The organism is Pseudomonas sp. LBUM1651, assembly GCF_059716135.1.
Window position 1 is genome coordinate 4735729 of record NZ_CP166805.1, and the last position, 18936, is coordinate 4754664.

An 18936-nucleotide genomic window follows, 5' to 3' on the forward strand; every position below is an offset into this window, starting at 1 on the left:
CGTTTCGCTAACCCCCTCGCCACAAGGTATTGCGTAGCCCTCGCACTTCGGCACCTGGTGGCTGGGCTTGCCGGCGGCGATTCTGTTGTCGGGGCGTTTGTACTGGCTCTTCACTAAGCTCTTCTGACACCGCATAACCCTGTAGGAGCAAGGCTTGCCCGCGAAGGCGGTCTCAAGATTTGCATCGACCTTGAGACCGCCTTCGCGGGCAAGCCTTGCTCCTACAGGGTTGCGATGTTGTTTAGATAGTGGACTGGATGATTTGCGCCAACCAATCCATAAACGCCCTGACCCGCAACGGCAAATGCCGTTGCGGGGCATAGAGCAGCGCCACGTCCATCGACGGCGCATTGAACTGCGGCAACACCGCCACCAGCTCACCGCTGAGCAAGCGCGACTGCATGCCCTTCAGCGGCGCCTGAATCAACCCGAATCCCCCCAGGCACGCCGCTTCATAAGCGTCGGTGCTGTTCACCGTGACGCTGCCCGCCATCGGCAATCGATGCAGCTTGCCATCGACCTCATACAAAAAACCTTCCGACCGCGAACCCAGTACGCCGACGTAATGGACCAGCCGATGCTGCGCCAGATCTTCGAGTTTTTCGGGAATGCCATAGCGCTGCAAGTAAGCGGGACTCGCGCAATTGACCATCGCAAAATCGCACACGTGACGCGCGACCACCGATTGATCCGGCTGTGCGCCAACCCGCACGACGCAATCAAAACCCTCCCTTTGCACATCAACCCGGCGATCGGTGGTGCTGATTTCCAGTTCCAGATTGGGGTGCAGCGCGATGAATTCCGGCAACCGCGGCAACACCACCTGGCGCGCCAGAAAGTTCGGCATGTCGAAGCGAATCCGCCCGGTGAGCGACGCCGCATCCTGGCGAAACAGCCCCTCGATTTCGTCCATGTGCGACAGCAAGTCCTTGCTGCGTTCGTACAACACCAGGCCGTCCTGAGTCGCCTGAACCCTGCGTGTGGTGCGTTGCAGCAAACGCGTTCCCAACAAAGCTTCCAACGCCTGAATGTGTTCCGACACGGTGGACCGGGGCAAGCCCAGGCTTTCGCCGGCAAGGGTAAAACTCGACATCTCGCTGACGCGGACGAAGGTGCGCAGCAGTTCCAGTTTGTTCATGGGCCGACCTTCGATTGTCCGGGTTAACCGATCAGTGATTCCAGTTTCAGTCTGTTTATCACCCTGGGGCGGATAAATAAACTTCCTCCACACCGTCACTCACCACCCTTGAGGAAGTCCCATGAATCGCAAAATCGCACTGATCACCGGAGCCAGCCGCGGCCTCGGCAAAAACGCAGCGCTGCATCTGGCCGCCCAAGGCGTCGACGTCATCGGCACCTACAACAGCAAAGCCGATGAGGCGCAGGCACTGGTCGCGGAAATCGAAAGCCTCGGCGGTCGCGCCATCATGCTGCAACTGGACGTAGGCCAGAGCGAGGGCTTCGCAGATTTCGCCACCGAGGTCGCCGAGGTATTGCACAGCCGTTTTGATCGCCAGCACTTCGACTTTTTGCTCAACAACGCCGGTATTGGTGTGTATGCGAACTTCGTCGACACCACCGTCGAGCAGTTCGATTTGCTGATGAATATTCATCTGAAAGGGCCGTTTTTCCTGACCCAAAACCTGCTGCCGTTGATGGCTGATGGCGGCCGGATTCTCAACGTGTCCAGCGGTCTGACCCGCTTCAGCCTGTCGGGTTACGGCACTTACGCGGCGATGAAAGGTGCGATGGAAGTGTTGACGCGCTACCAGGCCAAGGAACTCGGTGCGCGGGGTATTTCGGTGAATACGTTGGCGCCTGGCGCGATCGAAACCGATTTCGGCGGCGGCACCGTCCGTGACAACGCGCAGGTGAATCAAATGGTCGCCGACAACACCGCCCTGGGTCGCGTCGGTCTTCCGGACGACATCGGCGCCGCGATTGCCCTGCTGCTGGCACCGGGCAGCCAGTGGATCAACGGGCAGCGCGTCGAGGCGTCGGGCGGGATGTTTTTGTAAACAGCACTCCTGCGAGCGGGCTGAATATCAGCCCGCTCAACGATTATCCTTCGCAAGAAGTGCGCATCACCAAGCGCTCCCGCACCACGTCATACGCCCAGTGGTAAACGTAGGTGTACGGCAGGAAAAACAGCAACACACCGATGTCCAGCAGGAACGCCTGCCACAGGCTGACCTTCAGCCACCAGGCAATCAGCGGCACGCCAACCGCGACCAGTCCCCCTTCAAACAGCAGAGCATGGACGACTCGCGCCCAAGCGTTGTGCGCGATTTCGAAACGCTGCAGCACACGATCAAAAATCCCGTTGAACACCACGTTCCACGCCAACGCCAGCGCCGCGATCACGACGGTGACGACACCCATGTCGAGCATCGGTTTGTCCATGATCCACGCCAGCAACGGGGTGCAGATCACGATGGCCAGCAGCTCGAAGCCGATGGCCTGAAAAATACGTTCGGTGATGGATTTTTGCATGTTCATGAGCAGAGCTCCTGAGTGACTGTGGTTGCCATGATCCACTCTCACACCGATACTTCATAACCAATAACCATCGATCAAGGCGGTAGTTCATGGCCTCCCAGGAAGTGCTGCAGGCGTTTGTTCAGGCGGCGACCCAAGGCTCGTTTTCCGCAGCGGCGCGCAAGCTGGGCCGCAGTCAGTCGACCATCAGCGCGGCGGTGGCGAGCCTGGAGATTGATCTGGATCTGATCCTGTTCGATCGCAGCAGCCGCAAGCCGACCCTGACACCGGCCGGGCATGTGATGTTGCAGCGGGCCGAGGAAATCCTCGCGGCGACCAGCCGTCTGGAAATGACCGCCAGCCAGTTGGCGCAAGGGGTTGAACCGAAACTGACCGTGGCGATTTCCGACACCTATCAATCCGACCGTTTCGAAGCGGCGCTCAGTGCGTTCGAGCAGCGCTACCCGGACCTGGAGCTCGAATGCCTGATCGCCGAATGCGATGACCTGGTGGCGCTGGTGCAAAGCGGTCGGGCGCATGTGGCGTTCGCCGAGCAACAGGAAAGTTACCCGCCGGACCTGGTCAGCTCGACGGTGCAGGAGCGTACCGAAATCGCCTTGTTCGTGTCCCGCGAGCATCCGTTGGCAACGCTGGCGAGCATCGATCAGGACATCTTGCAACAGCACCGGGAGTTGCGTCTGGCGACGATCGTCAATCCGTATGAAAGCCGCGCCAAGGGGCGCGTCTGGTCGGCACCGAGTTATTTGATGCTGCTGGAAATGGCTCAGGGTGGATTCGGTTGGGCGCCGTTGCCGCGATGGCTGGTGGGACGGTTTGGCGCCGGGACGTTGCAGGAGTTGAAGGTGCGCGGGTGGCCGAAACCGCTGTTCGTCGATGCGCTGTGGTCACGGCTGCATCCGCCGGGGCCGGCGGGGAGTTGGTTGTTGGGCAAGATGTTGGAATAGCGGTGCGGCCATTCGCGAGCAGGCTCGCTCCCACATTGGTCCGGTATACACAGATCAAATGTGGGAGCGAGCCTGCTCGCGATGAGGCCGGCAAATTCACCTTATTTTAAAGCCTTGATCCGAGCCTCGATAAACCGCCGCTCCGGCACCTGCTGCGTCAATTCCATCGCCCGCTCATACGCCGCCCGCGCTTCCTCCACCCGCCCCAACTGCCGACAAAACTCCGCCCGCGCCGAATGCGCCAGGTGGTAATCCAGCAAATCCCCGCGATCCAGAATTCCCTCAACCAGCGTCAACCCCGCCAACGGTCCATCCCGTTTGGAGATCGCCGCTGCACGGTTCAACTCGATCACCGGTGAAGGCACGGCCGCCAACAGCACGTCATACAGCCCCACGATCTGCAGCCAGTCGGTCTCCCCCGCTGTCGGCGCTTCGGCATGTACCGCCGCGATGGCCGCTTGCAAACAGTAAGGACCGAATCGCCGCGTGCCCAGCGCCCGCTCGATCAACGCGCAACCTTCGACAATCAACCCGGCATCCCACAGCGAACGGTCCTGCTCATCCAGCAGGATCAGCTCACCACTCGACGATGTCCGCGCCGGGCGCCGAGACTCATGCAACAGCATTAGCGCCAGCAGGCCCATCACCTCGGGCTCGGGCAGCAGTTCCATCAGCAAACGCCCGAGCCGGATCGCCTCGCGGGTCAGGTCTTCCCGGGTGAGCTCGGTGCCGACGGACGCCGAGTAACCTTCGTTGAACACCAGGTAAATCACCCGCAGCACGCTGTCGAGTCGTTCGGGCAATTCCGCCAGGGTCGGCACTTGATAGGGAATTTTCGCGTCGCGGATTTTCGCTTTGGCCCGCACGATGCGCTGGGCAATGGTGGCCGGTGCGGAGAGGAACGCCCGGGCGATTTCTTCGGTGGTCAGGTCGCAGACTTCGCGCAAGGTCAGCGGCACTTGAGCATCCGCCGCCAGTGCCGGGTGACAGCAGGTGAAGATCAGGCGCAAACGATCGTCTTCCACGTCTTCGTCACTCCAGTCGGCCTGCTCCAGCGCCTCCAGTTGAGCGATCAGCATCGGCCGGGACGCGGCAAACCGCGCACGGCGACGCAACACATCGATGGCCTTGAAGCGTCCGGTGGAGACCAGCCACGCCCGCGGGTTATCCGGCACACCGTCACGCTGCCAGCGCTCGACCGCGATAAAGAACGCCTCGTGCAAGGCCTCTTCGGCGAGGTCGAAATCGCCGAGCAAACGGATCAGGGTCGCCAGGATCCGCCGCGACTCTTCGCGGTAGACCTGCTCGACCCGAGCCTTGACCGACACCCCGGGCATCAGTCCTGCATGCCTTCGGTCACCAGCGTTACCATGGAATCTCCTTGCTTGTGATAGTTAGGGATTCAACTCGCGAACGGGTCGCACCTCGACACAGCCCACCCGGGCAGCCGGAATATTGCCCGCGACCTGGAGCGCTTCATTGAGGTCTTTGGCGTCGATCAGGTAGAAGCCGGCCAACTGCTCCTTGGTTTCGGCGAACGGGCCGTCGGTCATCGACATTTTGCCGTTGCGCATGCGCACGGTGGTGGCGGTCTGCACCGACTCCAGCGCCTCGGCGGCGATCATGCGGCCGCTGCCCTGGATCGACTCCGCGTAGGCCATGCACTCGGCGTCGTGGGGGCTTTCGGGCAGTGAGTGCAACTCCTGTTCGTTGCTGTAGACCAGGCATAAATACTTCATGGGGCTCTCCGATCGAACTGATCAACTATGGCTGCAGTTTGGCGTTTTGGCGCTGCTTCCCGACGATCAGGGTTCCAGGTTGAACAGCGCGGTGCCGCTCATCATGTCGAACGGGGCCGACCAGTGTTCGTGGACGATGCGCCATTGACCGGCCTCGCGCCGATAGCAGGCGGTCACACGCATCCAGCAAGCCTGGGTTTCGCCCTTGTCGTTGGTGCCGCCGCAGTGGGCCAGCCAATGGGCGAAAGCGATGTGCTCGTCCGCCACGATGTTCATGTGATCGAAGTCGAACTTATGCGCGCCCTGGCACATTTCCATGCATTCCAGCCAATGCGCGCGGTAGACGGCCTTGCCGCGAAATTGCAGGGCCTTGACCGCGTCGTAGGAGACGATGTCGTCGGCGTACAGGGCCATGATTTTCTCGACATCCTTGGCGATGACCGCCTGGCGATAGGTGTCGATCAGGGTCTCGATTTCGTGAGTAGCGTTCATGGTGGTTCTCCGTGGTTTTTGTTGTGAAGACACCCTTAGTCGTTCGGCAAAATGCCGAATCGACAGTCGAAATAAAAATAATCCATGGACGCAAACTCGCTAGAATCCGAGGCTCATTTCTGTTGGAAAAAGGAATCTCCAGTGACAACCCGACTCGTGCCTTACGAAACCCTGAACGCGCGCCAGCGCCAGCAGGTCGAGGCCATCGAAGTTCACCAGGAACAAATCAGATTCTCCGGCGACATCCACGGTGCGTTGCACACCTTGTTGTCCAAACCCGGGCCCGGCGTCAAAGGATTTGCTCTGTTGGCCGATGACATCCCCGTTGCCTTCTTGCTGCTCAAACGCCCGCCGGTGCTGCCTGACTGGGCCGATGAACACAGCGCCACGCTGCATGCACTGCAAGTCGATCAGCACCATCAGGGCAAAGGGTATGGCAAGGCCTGCCTGCAAGCCCTGCCCGACGTGGCGCGCCAGGCATTTCCCGAAATCAGGGCGCTTGAGTTGTCGGTGGATGCGGACAACGAGGCAGCCATTGCGCTGTATGCCAAATTCGGCTGGGTCGACAGCGGCGAAGCCTACAAGGGCCGGATCGGTTACGAACGGCGCATGGGACTGATTTTCTGAAACGATTGTCTCTACTGATCGAACACAAAAAAAGGTTGCCGTGGGGCTAATGCCGGTCAGTTAAGCAGATTTGTAGGAGCGAGCTTGCTCGCGATGGACTTCAAGGCGACGCGTTTATCCAGAAAATACGCGTTATCGTTAACGTCCATCGCGAGCAAGCTCGCTCCTACAGGGGGCAGCTTTCGCCTAACTGATCGGCATTAGCCGTGGGGCAACCCTTTTTTAGATTTGCTGGCTGTCAGAGCAGTAGACAGTAATCGAGCAACTGCTTTTCCATGCTTTGACGCTGGCCGATAACCAATGCGACCACGACAAGGTTTTCACTCGGGAAAACCTCATACAAAACCCGTTGCCCCATGGGCAGGTACTCACGAAAGTGAGTGACCCCAAGGGTCGCCGCTTCCTGACAAACACCGTAAACAAGGGCCTGATTGCTCAGTGCCGTAACAATCTGCATTACAAGTTGATCGACCATCTCTGCCGCTTTTTTGCGACCGCATTGCTGCGTCAGATAGTGCTCCAGTGAAATAACCCCATGCTCCGCAGCGGTCGCAAACTCTACCCTGAAGACCTCAGGCATCGTTATCGTCTTGCTGCGATTGACGCCGTTGCGCCAGTCTGGTCAGCAAAGTGTCGCCAGAAATCAGCTTCCCCTGCTCCTTGTCGCGGGAAGAGAACGAAAGAAGCTTGATCAGCGCAATCGCCTCGTCTCGCCGCTTACGCTCCTCGTAGGACTCGATCACGTAGGCAGGGACGCCATTTTGAGTGACGAGCATCGGCTCGGAAAGGTCCAGGGCCGCCGCGTTCTTTTTAACAAAACTGATAGTTTCAACTCGCATCATTCATTCCTCTGCTCGCCACCCGAACAGGATGACCAAGGCAATAAGGTCTGAATTTAGGCCATTAAAAAACTTATCTCAAGTGCTCATTTGCCCGTGTCACAGATCTAACACCATCTCATGCCAAGCCATCCCGCCATGATCCGACGCGGAAGGCTTGATATAGGCGAAGCCAAACCCGGCATACAGCGGAATATGCCGCTCCTTGCACATCAGGTTGATGCTGGTCTTACCCAAAGCACGCATCCGCTCGATGAACTCGCCCATCAACCGTTTCGCCAGGCCCTGCCCCTGATAATCCGGATGCACCACCACCGACATGATCACCACATGCGGGCCGGCCGGGTCGTGGCCGATCAATTCCTTGAACGCTTCGTCCGACATCTCGACCTGAAACGCCGCCCCGGAGTTGATGAAACCGGCTACAACACCGTCCACTTCGGCGACGATAAATCCTTCAGGCCAGGTGGCGATGCGGGTGGCGATTTTTTCTCGGGTGGCGGCTTCGTCGCCTTCGTAGGCAACGGTTTCGATGGCGTAGCAGCGGTCCAGGTCGGTGGGGAGGACGTTTCGAATGACAGGGTTTGACGAGTTCATGGCAGAACAGCAACCTTGGGGCAAGTGAGATGACAGAGTATCGCTCGCCGATTCTAACAATACTTGCCGGCCCTCGAACGCCCGATACCCGGCACTCGTATGACAAGGCCTGACGCTGCAACCTGCACCTGCCCTTCTCTACAGCCCCACCAAACGATAACCCACCTGCAATTCAGTGATGAAATGCAGCGGCTGGGCGGCATCGGCCTCGAGCTTTTGCCGCAAGTGCGCCATGTGCACCCGCAGGTAGTGAGCACGATCGACGTAATCCAGCCCCCACACTTCCAGCAGCAACTGGCGATGGGTCATGACCCGGCCTTGTCCGCGAATCAGCGCGCAAAGCAGGCGATACTCGATGGGCGTCAGATGGACCGATTGGTCCTCGCGCCGGACCTCGTGCGTGGCCAGGTCCACTTCGATCAGGCCGAAGGTTACCTTGCTGGTGACGGCGGCGGTCCCGTTCTGCACATGTCGACGCAACTGGGCGCGGATTCGCGCCAGCAACTCGGGCACGCCGAAGGGTTTGACCAGGTAATCGTCGGCGCCCGCATCCAGTGCCGCCACTTTTTCCTCTTCACGATCACGGGCCGACAGCACCAGAATCGGCACCGTCATCCAGCCCCGCAGCTCGCTGATCAATTGTTTTCCGTCACCGTCGGGCAAGCCCAGATCGACAATCACCAGGTCCGGTTGACGGCTGGCGGCGTGGATCAGGGCGCGCTTGACGTTGTCGGCTTCGAACACCTGAAAACCTTCATCCTGCAGCGCGATACCGATGAAACGGCGGATGTTGGCCTCGTCCTCGACAATGAGGATGCGTGCACTGGTCATAGCGATTCCATGGAAGGCGGGTGACCCGCCGGTAGTGTGATGACAAAGCGGATACCCGAGGTGGCCTGGGGTTGGGCCTCGATCGTTGCGCCATGGGCCTGGACAATGCGTTTTGCCAGCGCCAGCCCAAGGCCGATGCCGGCCACGGCCGACTCCTGCTGACCGCGGGTGAACGGTTCGAACAAGCTCTGAGGTGTGCTGCCCTGAGGACAACCGGGACCGGCGTCGATCACCTCCAGCACAATGCTGTCCTCCTCTTGCCGGGCGACAACCTGCACCAGCGTTCCGGCCGGGGTGTACTTGGCGGCGTTGTCCAGCAGGTTGACCAGCACGCGCTCGATCAACAGCGCATCGACTTCCACCAACGGCAACTGCGGCGACAGTGCGGTGCGCACGACATGCCGCGCCAACGGCTCGCGCAATTGACGCAATGCGCTTCCGACGATTTCCTCCAGCGAGTGCCATTGCCGGTTCAGGCGCACACCGCGTTCCTGCATCCGGGCCATGTCCAACAGGTTTTCGATCAACCGCTGCATGGAGCTGGCCTGATCGCGGATACCGCCCAGCAACTGCGTCAGCGGTCCGGGCGGCGCATGAGGTGCCGCCGCATCTGCCGCGCCGATAATGGTGGTCAGCGGCGTGCGCAGGTCATGAGAGATCGCGGCCAGCAGCGTATTGCGCATGCGCTCGCCCTCCATCTGCACCAGGGTGCTCTGCGCCACTTCGACGAAATGCACCCGCTCCAGCGCGATCGCCAGTTGGCTCATGCACGCTTCGAGCAAACGCTGTTCTTCAGGCTCGTTCAATCGCTCGGGTTCAGCCAGTTCGAGCACCAACACGCCGCGCACGCGCATGGGCGCCTTCAACGGCAAATAGCGGCCTTGAGCGGCCGCCAGCGTATCGGTGCCCTGACCCGCGGGTTGGCCGTGGTCGTAAACCCATTGGGCAATGCTTTCATCGATCGGGAATGCCCCGGCGCCACTGGAATGGACACTGTCTATGGCGTCCGGCAGCGCCAACCCGACCCGCGCTTCAAACACGCCGCTGAAGGTGCGTAGCGCCACCTCGGTAATCTGCTCCACCGTCAGCGCCGCCGACAGGTCGCGAGCCAGCCTCGCCAATGACGTCGCGCGCCGCTCACGGCCGGCAGCGGTGCGCGCCTCATGCCGCAAGCGGGCCGTGAGCTGACCGGTGATCAACGCAATCCCCAGCATCAGGGCGAAGGTAAAGAAATATTGGGTGTCATTGACCGTGAACGACCAGCGTGGCTGGACGAAGAAGAAATCAAAACACAGCACCGCCAGCATCGCCGCCCAGACACCCGGCCCGCGCCCGTAACGCAGGGCGACCAACACCACCGTGAGCAGAAACAGCATGACCACGTTGGCCAGATCAAACACCTGCAACAACAAGGCGGCCACCGCCGTGGCGGCAAAACAGGCCAGGCTCGCCCACAGATACGCCGGCGCCCTGCTCGGCGGCAGCGCGGCATCCGTGTTCACCGTAACCGCCACCACCACGGGCAACGGGCCATGGGCGATGACAATCTGATCAATCTCGGGGTGACGACGGCTAATGCGGTCACTGAGCGACTGATGCCAGAACTGCCAGACCTTGCGCGGGTAATGCCCGAGCACCAGGCGGTTGGCGTTATGTTCACGAGCAAACGCCACCAGGGTCTCGGCCACGTCCATGCCTGACGGCGTGGCCGTGTCGGCGCCGAATTCAGCGGCCAGCGCCAGGGTTTTCATGGCGGCGGCATAGCGGTTCGTCCCCGCTTCACGGCGCTGAGCCGAAGGCACATGGACGACAATCCAGTCCGCCTCAAGTTTTTGTGCCAGACGCGCCGCTTCCCGCACCAGACGTTCATCCGAAGGGTGCCCTGCCACGCCAACCAGTAAACGCTCGCGCGCGGGCCAAACAGTGTTGATGGACCGCTCGCGGCGATAGTCGCGCATCTGGGCATCGACGCGATCGGCAGTACGCCGCAGCGCCAGTTCGCGCAAGGCCAGCAAGTTGCCTTTGCGAAAGAAATGCCGCGACGCGCGCTCGGCCTGGGGCGGCAGGTAGACCTTGCCTTCCTTGAGACGGCGCAGCAGGTCATCGGGTGGCAGGTCGATCACCACCACTTCATGGGCATCGTCGAACAGATGATCGGGCACGGTCTCGCGCACCCGGATGCCGATGATCCCGCTGACGATATCGTTGAGACTTTCCAGGTGCTGGACATTGAGGGTGGTCCAGACGTCAATGCCGGCGCGCAGCAGTTCTTCGACATCCTGCCAGCGTTTGGGGTGACGCGAACCGGGAACGTTGCTGTGAGCCAGTTCATCCACCAGCAGCACCGCCGGACGTCGCGCCAGCGCGGCATCCAGATCGAACTCGGTGAGGGCACACTCGCGGTGTATCACGTTGTAGCGCGGCAGCAGTTCCAGACCGTTGAGCAGTTCAGCGGTTTCCCGGCGCCCATGGGTTTCGACCACGCCCGCCACCAGGTCACGGCCCTGGGCCACTTCGCGTTGGGCCGCGGTGAGCATGGCACAGGTTTTCCCCACCCCGGCATTGGAGCCGAAATAGATGCGCAATTTGCCGCGCAAGGCGGCCTGTTCATCTTGTTGCAGCTTCTCCAGCAGCGCGTCGGGATCAGGGCGGCCGTCACGCGAAGCGGTGAACGTATCAGTTACGAGCATGGCAATCCTTTTGAACGGCACGGCGCCACAGAGGGCGCCGTGCAGTCAGTCCTTTCAAACCAGGCCAAGCCCGGCCAACAGCATGTCGATCACCTTGATGCCCGCGAACGGCACCAGCACGCCACCCAGCCCATAGATCAGCAGGTTGCGATTGAGCAACGCCGCCGCGCCAATGGCTCGGTAGGTCACACCCTTGAGCGCCAGCGGGATCAGAAACACGATGATCAGGGCATTGAAGATCACCGCGCTGAGAATCGCCGAGTTCGGGCTGCTCAGGTGCATCACGTTCAGGGCACCCAGTTGCGGATAGGTCGCGACGAATGCGGCCGGTACGATAGCAAAATACTTGGCTACATCGTTGGCCACGCTGAAGGTGGTCAACGCGCCGCGCGTCATGAGCATCTGTTTGCCGACTTCAACCACCTCGATCAGCTTGGTCGGGTTGCTGTCCAGATCGACCATGTTGCCCGCTTCCTTGGCGGCCTGAGTCCCACTGTTCATGGCCACGGCCACATCCGCCTGGGCCAGTGCCGGCGCATCGTTGGTGCCGTCGCCGGTCATCGCCACCAGCTTGCCCTGCGCCTGGTAGTCGCGGATCAGCTGCAGCTTGTCTTCCGGCCGGGCCTCGGCGAGAAAGTCGTCGACCCCGGCTTCCACGGCAATCGCTGCCGCCGTCAGGCGGTTGTCGCCGGTGATCATGACCGTCTTGATGCCCATGCGCCGCAGTTCGGCAAAGCGCTCCTTGATGCCACCCTTGACCACGTCCTTGAGCTCGACCACCCCCAATGCCTTTTCACCCTCGCACACGACCAGCGGCGTACTGCCACGGCGCGAGACTTCATCGACCTTGCTTTGCAATGCCGACGGGAAGCTGCCGCCCAGCGCCTCGATGTGCTGGCGAATGGCATCTGCCGCCCCCTTGCGGATGCGCCGGCCACCGGCCAGATCGACGCCGCTCATGCGGGTTTGCGCGGTGAAATGCACGAAGCTCGCCCCCAAGGCATTGAGGTCCCGCGCCCGCAGGTCGAACTTCTGCTTGGCGAGCACCACGATACTGCGTCCTTCCGGCGTTTCGTCGGCCATCGAGGCCAGTTGCGCAGCGTCCGCCAGATCCGATTCCTTGACGCCGGGCGCCGGCAGAAAAGCGCTGGCCTGGCGATTACCCAAGGTAATGGTGCCTGTCTTGTCCAGCAGCAGGACATCAACGTCACCCGCCGCTTCCACGGCTCGCCCGGAGGTGGCAATGACGTTGGCCGACATCATCCGGCTCATGCCCGCCACACCAATCGCCGACAGCAGACCACCAATGGTCGTAGGGATCAGACAGACCAGCAGCGCCACCAGCACCGTTGCACTGACCACATCGCCGCCGCTCATACCCACCGCGAACAACGAATACGGACCCAGCGTCACGATCACCAGCAGAAACAGAAACGTCAGGCCCACCAGCAGAATGGTCAGCGCCACTTCGTTGGGCGTCTTCTGACGCTTCGCGGATTCGACCATGGAAATCATGCGATCCAGAAACGACTCGCCGGGATTGACGCTGATACGCACCACCAGCCAATCCGAAAGCACTTTGGTGCCGCCGGTGACCGATGAAAAGTCACCGCCCGCCTCGCGAATCACCGGTGCCGATTCCCCGGTAATCGCGCTTTCATCCACCGACGCCACGCCTTCGATCACCACCCCATCGAGGGGCACCAGATCGCCCGCCTCGATCAACACCACGGCGTCCTTGAGCAGTTCGCTGGAAGGCACTGGCCGCCAGGCGGAACCGTGCCGGGGTTGCTGCAACAGCTTGGCCAGGGTCTGGCGCTTCATCCCGCGCAGGCTGGCCGCCTGGGCCCGACTGCGGCCCTCGGCCAGGGCTTCGGCGAAATTGGCAAACAACACGGTGAACCACAGCCACAAGGTGATGCTGAGAATGAAACCACTGGGGGCTTCTCCCTTGCCGACCAGTGATTGCACCCACAACAGCGTGGTCAGGATGCTGCCCAGGTACACCACAAACATCACCGGGTTCTTCCACTGCGCCTGGGGCAACAATTTCTTGAAAGCATCCAGGCACGCCGTGAGCAACAACCCACGGTCAAACAAAGGCAAACGAGCTTGCTTACTCATGGTTGTTTCTCTTGTTCACTGGCCGCAAGGGGTGGCTGATGCGCAGGCGTCAAGGCATCCAGCGCGAGGTTGAGTTGCAGCACATTGACCCGGGGCTCGCCGAGCAAGCCAAAGGTGCGTTGCTCGGTGTGGGCGTTCACCAGTTTCAACAGATCGGCTTCCGGCAGATGACGCAGGCGTGCGACACGCGACGCCTGAATCTGTGCGTTGGCCACCGAGATGTGCGGGTCCAGGCCGGACGCCGACGAGGTGACCGCGTCCACCGGCACCTGCGCATCGGCTGCCAGGCCGTTCTGCTGGCGGTAGGTTTCGACGCGCAGGGCCACAGTGTCGATCAACTTCTGGCTGGTAGGGCCAAGGTTGCTGGCGCCACTGGAACCGGCGTTGTACGGCTGTGCCACGCTCTTGCTCGGGTCCAGCGGGTCAGCGCCGAGGGTCATGCTCGGACGCCCCTGGAAATACTCGGGGCGAGTGAAATGCTGGCCGATCACCGCCGAACCGATCACCAACCCGTCCCGCTCAACCAGACTGCCCCGGGCCTGAAACGGGAACAGCACGTTGGCCACCAGGGTGGTGAACAACGGATACGCCAGCCCGGTCAGCAACATGAAGAACGCCGCCGAAATCAGCACCGGGCGCAACAGGCCGACAAACAGAAATTGCATCTTGGTTTGGGTTTGTACTTGAGTCATCACAGCCCCCTCACTTGTAGGTCTGGCCGGTCAGCAACTGCAGTTGCTCAACCAGCGGGCCGAGCGCGAGCGCCGGCAGGAAAGTCAGGCCGCCCACCACCAACACCACGAACACCACCAGAAACATGAACAGCGGTGTGGCGGTCGGGATGGTGCCGGCACCGGCCGGGATGTTCTTTTTCATCGCCAGGGAACCGGCGACCGCGAGCATCGGCAGCATCGTGAAGAAACGTCCGAGCAACATGGCAAGACCGATGGTGGTGTTGAAGAACGGTGTATTGGCATTCAATCCGGCGAACGCCGAACCGTTGTTGGCCGTGCCCGAGGTGTAGGCATACAGCACCTCGCTGAAGCCATGGGGCCCCTGGTTGTTGAGGCTGTTGAGGGTGTCGGGCCAGAGCGCCGCCAGGGCGGTGAAGCCAAGAATGCAGACCGGGTGTGCCAACACCGAGAGCATGACCAGCTTGATCTCCCGTGCCTCGATCTTCTTGCCGAGGAATTCCGGGCTGCGACCGATCATCATGCCCACCAGAAACACTGTCAGCAGCGCGTACTGGATCAGGTTGATAAAGCCCACGCCGTCGCCACCGAACACGCAGTTGAGCATCATCTGCGCCAGCGGTACGAAGCCGCCCATGGGCGTCAGCGAGTCATGCATGGCGTTCACCGAGCCGGTGGTGGCGCCGGTGGTGGTGGTCACGAACAGGCTGGTGTCGGCAATCCCGAAGCGCAGCTCCTTGCCTTCCATGTTGCCGCCACTCTGGGTGGCCGACAGCACTTGGTCCGCGCCCACTCGGGTCAGCAGCGGGTTGCCACTTTGTTCAGCGGTGTAAACGATGCTCAGAAAGCCGACGAACATCACCAGGAACGTGCCGAAGAACACCCAGCCCTGACGCCGACGCATCAGCATGCTGCCGAAGGTGTACGTCAGCGCTGACGGGATCAGCAGCATGCTGAGGATATGCAGCATGTTCGTCAGCGGGGTCGGGTTTTCGAACGGGTGCGCGGCGTTCATGCTGAAGAAGCCACCGCCGTTGGTGCCGATGTGCTTGATTGACTCAAAGCTCGCCACCGCGCCGACGATCAATTGCTGCTGCGCGCCTTCCAGCGTGGTGGCCAGGGCCTGGGAGCTCAGGGTTTGGGGCATGCCTTGCCAGACATACACCAGCGCCATGCCGAAACACAGCGGCAGCATCACCCGGTAGAGCGTGCGGGTGAAGTCCACCCAGTAGTTTCCGATGTCAGCGGAATTCGACCGACTGAGGCCGCGAATAAAACCCGCCGCCGCCACAACGCCCGCTGTTGCGCCGACGAACATCAGGAAGGTAATGACCGCCATCTGGCTGAAGTTGGACAGGCTGGTTTCACCTGAATACGCCTGCCAGTTGGTGTTGGTGATAAACGACGCCGCGGTATTGAACGCCAGATCCGGTGTTTGCGCGCTCAGCCCCAAGGGATTGAGCGGCATGAAACCTTGCAGGCGCAACACGATGTAACCCAGCAACATCATTGCCGCGTTCGACAGCAACAGGGCCGAGCCGTAACGCGCCCAGCCCATGGTTTCGGTCGAATCGATCCCCAGCAAACGATAAGTGGCGCGCTCCGCCAAGGCATGCTTTCGCCCGGTGAATACCAGCGTCAGCCACTTCCCCATCAAGACGGCGAGCCCGGTCATCAACCCGAGAATCACCGCAAATTCCAGCATAGTGCTCAACATGTCGATGCTCCGTTCAAATCTTGCCCATGGCGACGATGACCATGGCTGTCGCAGCAAAAAACACCACGCTAACCCCCATGAAAATCAGGTCGTACATTGCCGGTTTCCTTTCTCAAGACCGCCCTGGCGGGCGAATAAAAACGCCTGTGCCGCAATGACTGCGGCCATCAGAACTTCTCTGCACGGATAAGGGCGTAACCCAGGTAGGCGAACAACAGGGCGGCACACAGGCCGCTGGCGATGTAGATGAACTCGAGTGTTAACAAGACAGCTCCCCCTGACTAAACGAAGGCACCCGCAATCGGGTCCCGGTAGAGCGCGCCAGCGCAAAAAACGCACTGAATACGCGCTCTTATCTGCGCCGTGCAGGTTAAGTGAGGGGGTATCAAGGACGGACACTGATTGGGGGCAGCGGTATTAAGACGGCGTATAGATGGAGCGAAACGGGTGGTACGCGGGAGGTGATGCGAGGGGCCAACGACAGTCACGAACGGGCACTGTGAAGTGCCCGTTCCAGGCTCGGTTCCTTACGATTTGAGCGGCAGCCAGATTTCCAGCACGCCGGTGTTGAGCTTCGGGTTGAAGTCTTCGCTGTAGCGTTCGAATTCCGGGGCATCCGCCGCCTCTTTACCGGACTGCGGCAACCAGGTTTTCCAGATGTACTGGAAGGTCGCGGGCAACTGTTCCAGCGAGCCTTTGTGCTCGAACACCGCGTAATACTGGGGTTGAACCTCGACCCAGCGGTACTTCTCAGGCAGGTCATCGAGCTTGTCGATCTCGACGCCGGCAATGTATTCGAAGCCGCCCTTGCCATCCGGATTGCAGCAGATGCCGTAGGTCACTTCGCTTTTTTGACCGGGAATCTTGCCAATCTCGGGAATGAATTTCTCCCAAAGGTCGGGAATTGCCTTGGTTGTGTCTGCGGTAAATCGACCACCAAGCCCCGCAATAAGCAGAAAGTGCCCGTGTTCAAAACGTGGCTCGGACGGTTTTACACCTGATTGCTCATCCATGACTCGACTCCTGGATCAAAAAAGTGGGTTCGGCTGGGAGTATAGAAGCCAAACCCGATTCACCCAATCACAGTGTATGCAACGCTTCGACGGCGCCCGTGCCCACAAACTCTTTATAACCCGATAGGATCACGTACACCGCGAAATAGCAGAAGATCGCTGCCGATGCCATGTAGGAGTAACGCAGCAGTTTGTCGCCCAGCAACTTGCCGCCGTGGCTCGCCGCGAAGCACAAACCGACGCACCAGAGCACGCCGGCGCAGAGGAAACCGCCAAGAAACAGCGCCGAACTGAGGGCGCCACCGCCACCGGAACGTGCGATCAGTGTACCGCCCACCGCCGCAAACCAGAGAATCGCGCTGGGAGACGACATGGCGAGGAAAATGCCACGGAAAAATTCTTTGCGGTGAGAGTTGTGACCGACTTCAGCGGTCTGCGCCAACACGGCTTCGTGGTGAATCGCCGAATAGATCATCTTCGCCGCGAAGTACACCAGCAACGCCGAACCGCCGATCCACAGCACCCAACGCACGGTTTCGTATTGCAGCAGGACGGTCATGCCGGCCAGCGCCAGCACCGCGTATATCAGGTCGCCGACGCAGGTGCCCAACCCCAGCGCAAAGCCTTGAAAATAGCCGCGCTGCATGGCCAGGGTGATCATCGCGATATTGGCCACGCCGATGTCCAGGCATAGAGAAAGGCTCAGCAAGAAGCCGCTGCTAAATTCCATCGACCGATTTCCTTCGGAAAAATTTGTTTACACACTTGCTGGACAGTGTGCCATGCCACCCCTTATCTTCCGCAACAGGTCACCGCAGTGACCAGCGTCGCTCGGACGGTTCCGGGCGCTCACGTTATCCGAGGCAACAATGGCTAACCCAGGTTCGCCGCGCCGCTTTGCGCGCATAGATCGACTCCCCCCTTACGTTTTCAACATCACTGCCGAGCTGAAGATGGCCGCCCGTCGTCGTGGCGAAGACATCATCGACTTCAGCATGGGCAACCCCGATGGCCCGACACCGCCACACATCGTCGAAAAACTCGTCACCGTCGCCCAGCGCGAAGACACCCACGGTTACTCCACGTCCAAGGGTATTCCGCGCCTGCGCCGGGCGATTTCCAACTGGTACAAGCAACGCTACGAGGTCGATATCGACCCGGAAAGCGAAGCCATCGTGACCATCGGTTCCAAGGAAGGCCTGGCGCATTTGATGCTGGCCACCCTGGACCAGGGCGACACGGTGCTGGTGCCGAACCCGAGCTACCCGATTCACATCTACGGTGCCGTGATTGCCGGCGCCCAGGTGCGTTCGGTGCCGCTGATTCCGGGCGTGGACTTCTTCGCCGAACTGGAACGGGCGATTCGCGGCTCGATCCCGAAACCGAAAATGATGATCCTCGGCTTCCCGTCCAACCCGACCGCGCAGTGCGTGGAACTGGATTTCTTTGAGCGGGTGATCGCCCTCGCCAAACAGTACGACGTACTGGTGGTGCATGACCTGGCCTACGCCGACATCGTCTACGACGGCTGGAAAGCCCCGTCGATCATGCAAGTGCCGGGCGCCAAGGACATCGCGGTGGAGTTTTTCACCCTGTCCAAAAGCTACAACATGGCGGGTTGGCGGATCGGCTTCATGGTTGGCAACCCGGAACTGGTCAATGCCCTGGCGCGGATCAAGAGTTACCACGACTACGGCACCTTCACCCCGCTGCAAGTCGCGGCCATTGCGGCGCTGGAAGGCGATCAGCAATGCGTCAAGGACATCGCCGAGCAGTACCGGCAGCGACGCAATGTGCTGGTCAAAGGCCTGCATGAACTGGGCTGGATGGTGGAAAACCCGAAGGCGTCGATGTACGTCTGGGCGAAGATCCCCGAGGCTTATGCGCACCTGGGTTCGCTGGAGTTCGCCAAGAAACTGCTGGCCGAAGCCAAGGTGTGCGTGTCACCGGGCGTGGGGTTTGGTGAGTATGGGGATGATCATGTGCGCTTTGCGCTGATCGAAAACCAGGACCGGATTCGTCAGGCCGTGCGCGGGATTCGCGGGATGTTCAGGGCGGATGGGCTTGTCAGCAAAACCAGCGCCTGACACATAACACTGTGGGAGCGAGCCTGCTCGCGAAGAGGGCTTAAC

General features: G+C 60.7%; 20 protein-coding genes. 4 read left to right on the forward strand and 16 right to left on the reverse strand.

The window, feature by feature from the left end; translation table 11 throughout:
* Positions 1-241: 241 nt before the first annotated feature.
* Complete coding sequence (locus ACA066_RS22185; RefSeq protein ID WP_497696649.1) at positions 242-1138, reverse strand: LysR family transcriptional regulator; 897 nt, start codon at positions 1136-1138, stop codon at positions 242-244.
* A 121-nt stretch (positions 1139-1259) separates the two neighbouring features.
* Here ACA066_RS22185 and ACA066_RS22190 point away from each other — a divergent pair, with 121 nt between their 5' ends.
* Positions 1260-2018, forward strand: a complete 759-nt coding sequence (locus ACA066_RS22190) for an SDR family NAD(P)-dependent oxidoreductase (protein ID WP_497696650.1) — start codon at positions 1260-1262, stop codon at positions 2016-2018.
* A gap of 43 nt (positions 2019-2061) precedes the next feature.
* Here ACA066_RS22190 and ACA066_RS22195 read toward each other — a convergent pair whose 3' ends face one another.
* The gene (locus tag ACA066_RS22195; protein ID WP_497696651.1) at positions 2062-2499 is read right to left on the reverse strand and encodes a multidrug/biocide efflux PACE transporter; all 438 of its coding nucleotides are present in this window, start codon (positions 2497-2499) and stop codon (positions 2062-2064) included.
* An 89-nt stretch (positions 2500-2588) separates the two neighbouring features.
* Between ACA066_RS22195 and ACA066_RS22200 the strand changes: the two genes are divergently transcribed.
* Positions 2589-3443, forward strand: coding sequence for a LysR family transcriptional regulator (locus ACA066_RS22200; RefSeq protein WP_497696652.1), 855 nt, complete (start codon positions 2589-2591; stop codon positions 3441-3443).
* Between the two features lie 101 nt (positions 3444-3544).
* Here the strand turns inward: ACA066_RS22200 and ACA066_RS22205 are convergent, their stop codons facing one another.
* The 3 genes from ACA066_RS22205 to ACA066_RS22215 all read right to left on the reverse strand — a co-directional run bounded on the left by ACA066_RS22205 (position 3545) and on the right by ACA066_RS22215 (position 5674).
* Positions 3545-4780 carry an RNA polymerase sigma factor gene (locus ACA066_RS22205; protein ID WP_497696653.1) on the reverse strand — a complete coding sequence of 412 codons (1236 nt, stop codon included), beginning with the start codon at positions 4778-4780 and terminating at the stop codon, positions 3545-3547.
* A 57-nt stretch (positions 4781-4837) separates the two neighbouring features.
* Positions 4838-5182 (reverse strand): YciI family protein, encoded by a 345-nt coding sequence (locus ACA066_RS22210; RefSeq protein WP_497696654.1) that lies wholly within the window; start codon positions 5180-5182, stop codon positions 4838-4840.
* 66 nt (positions 5183-5248) lie between these two features.
* Positions 5249-5674, reverse strand: coding sequence for a YybH family protein (locus tag ACA066_RS22215; protein WP_497696655.1), 426 nt, complete (start codon positions 5672-5674; stop codon positions 5249-5251).
* Positions 5675-5815: 141 nt separating this feature from the next.
* Here ACA066_RS22215 and ACA066_RS22220 point away from each other — a divergent pair, with 141 nt between their 5' ends.
* Positions 5816-6301: a GNAT family N-acetyltransferase gene (locus ACA066_RS22220; RefSeq protein ID WP_497696656.1), complete on the forward strand. Its 486-nt coding sequence runs from the start codon at positions 5816-5818 to the stop codon at positions 6299-6301.
* 238 nt (positions 6302-6539) lie between these two features.
* On the opposite strand, the gene ACA066_RS22225 is transcribed toward ACA066_RS22220, so the two are convergent.
* From ACA066_RS22225 to ACA066_RS22275, 11 genes are all read right to left on the reverse strand, one after another.
* Positions 6540-6881 (reverse strand): type II toxin-antitoxin system RelE/ParE family toxin, encoded by a 342-nt coding sequence (locus ACA066_RS22225; RefSeq protein ID WP_497696657.1) that lies wholly within the window; start codon positions 6879-6881, stop codon positions 6540-6542.
* On the reverse strand, positions 6874-7140 hold the full coding sequence (locus tag ACA066_RS22230; RefSeq protein WP_497699937.1) for a type II toxin-antitoxin system Phd/YefM family antitoxin: 267 nt from the start codon (positions 7138-7140) through the stop codon (positions 6874-6876). The genes ACA066_RS22225 and ACA066_RS22230 overlap by 8 nt, the downstream gene beginning before the upstream one ends.
* Positions 7141-7239: 99 nt before the next feature.
* Positions 7240-7737 carry a GNAT family N-acetyltransferase gene (locus tag ACA066_RS22235; protein ID WP_497696658.1) on the reverse strand — a complete coding sequence of 166 codons (498 nt, stop codon included), beginning with the start codon at positions 7735-7737 and terminating at the stop codon, positions 7240-7242.
* Between the two features lie 138 nt (positions 7738-7875).
* The gene (locus tag ACA066_RS22240; RefSeq protein ID WP_497696659.1) at positions 7876-8568 is read right to left on the reverse strand and encodes a response regulator; all 693 of its coding nucleotides are present in this window, start codon (positions 8566-8568) and stop codon (positions 7876-7878) included.
* Positions 8565-11258 carry a DUF4118 domain-containing protein gene (locus tag ACA066_RS22245; RefSeq protein ID WP_497696660.1) on the reverse strand — a complete coding sequence of 898 codons (2694 nt, stop codon included), beginning with the start codon at positions 11256-11258 and terminating at the stop codon, positions 8565-8567. Before ACA066_RS22245 ends, ACA066_RS22240 begins: the two co-directional genes overlap by 4 nt.
* 54 nt (positions 11259-11312) lie before the next feature.
* Positions 11313-13382 carry a potassium-transporting ATPase subunit KdpB gene (gene kdpB, locus ACA066_RS22250; protein ID WP_497696661.1) on the reverse strand — a complete coding sequence of 690 codons (2070 nt, stop codon included), beginning with the start codon at positions 13380-13382 and terminating at the stop codon, positions 11313-11315.
* Positions 13379-14074, reverse strand: coding sequence for a K(+)-transporting ATPase subunit C (gene kdpC / locus ACA066_RS22255; RefSeq protein ID WP_497696662.1), 696 nt, complete (start codon positions 14072-14074; stop codon positions 13379-13381). The genes kdpB and kdpC overlap by 4 nt, the downstream gene beginning before the upstream one ends.
* Before the next feature lie 10 nt (positions 14075-14084).
* Positions 14085-15791: a potassium-transporting ATPase subunit KdpA gene (kdpA, locus tag ACA066_RS22260; protein ID WP_497696663.1), complete on the reverse strand. Its 1707-nt coding sequence runs from the start codon at positions 15789-15791 to the stop codon at positions 14085-14087.
* 167 nt (positions 15792-15958) lie between these two features.
* Positions 15959-16057: a K(+)-transporting ATPase subunit F gene (kdpF, locus tag ACA066_RS22265; protein WP_095130908.1), complete on the reverse strand. Its 99-nt coding sequence runs from the start codon at positions 16055-16057 to the stop codon at positions 15959-15961.
* A gap of 261 nt (positions 16058-16318) precedes the next feature.
* Positions 16319-16804 (reverse strand): GyrI-like domain-containing protein, encoded by a 486-nt coding sequence (locus ACA066_RS22270; protein ID WP_497696664.1) that lies wholly within the window; start codon positions 16802-16804, stop codon positions 16319-16321.
* 67 nt (positions 16805-16871) lie between these two features.
* Positions 16872-17534, reverse strand: a complete 663-nt coding sequence (locus ACA066_RS22275; RefSeq protein WP_497696665.1) for a LysE family translocator — start codon at positions 17532-17534, stop codon at positions 16872-16874.
* Positions 17535-17673: 139 nt separating this feature from the next.
* Here ACA066_RS22275 and alaC point away from each other — a divergent pair, with 139 nt between their 5' ends.
* Positions 17674-18891, forward strand: coding sequence for an alanine transaminase (gene alaC / locus ACA066_RS22280; RefSeq protein ID WP_497696666.1), 1218 nt, complete (start codon positions 17674-17676; stop codon positions 18889-18891).
* Positions 18892-18936: the final 45 nt, after the last annotated feature.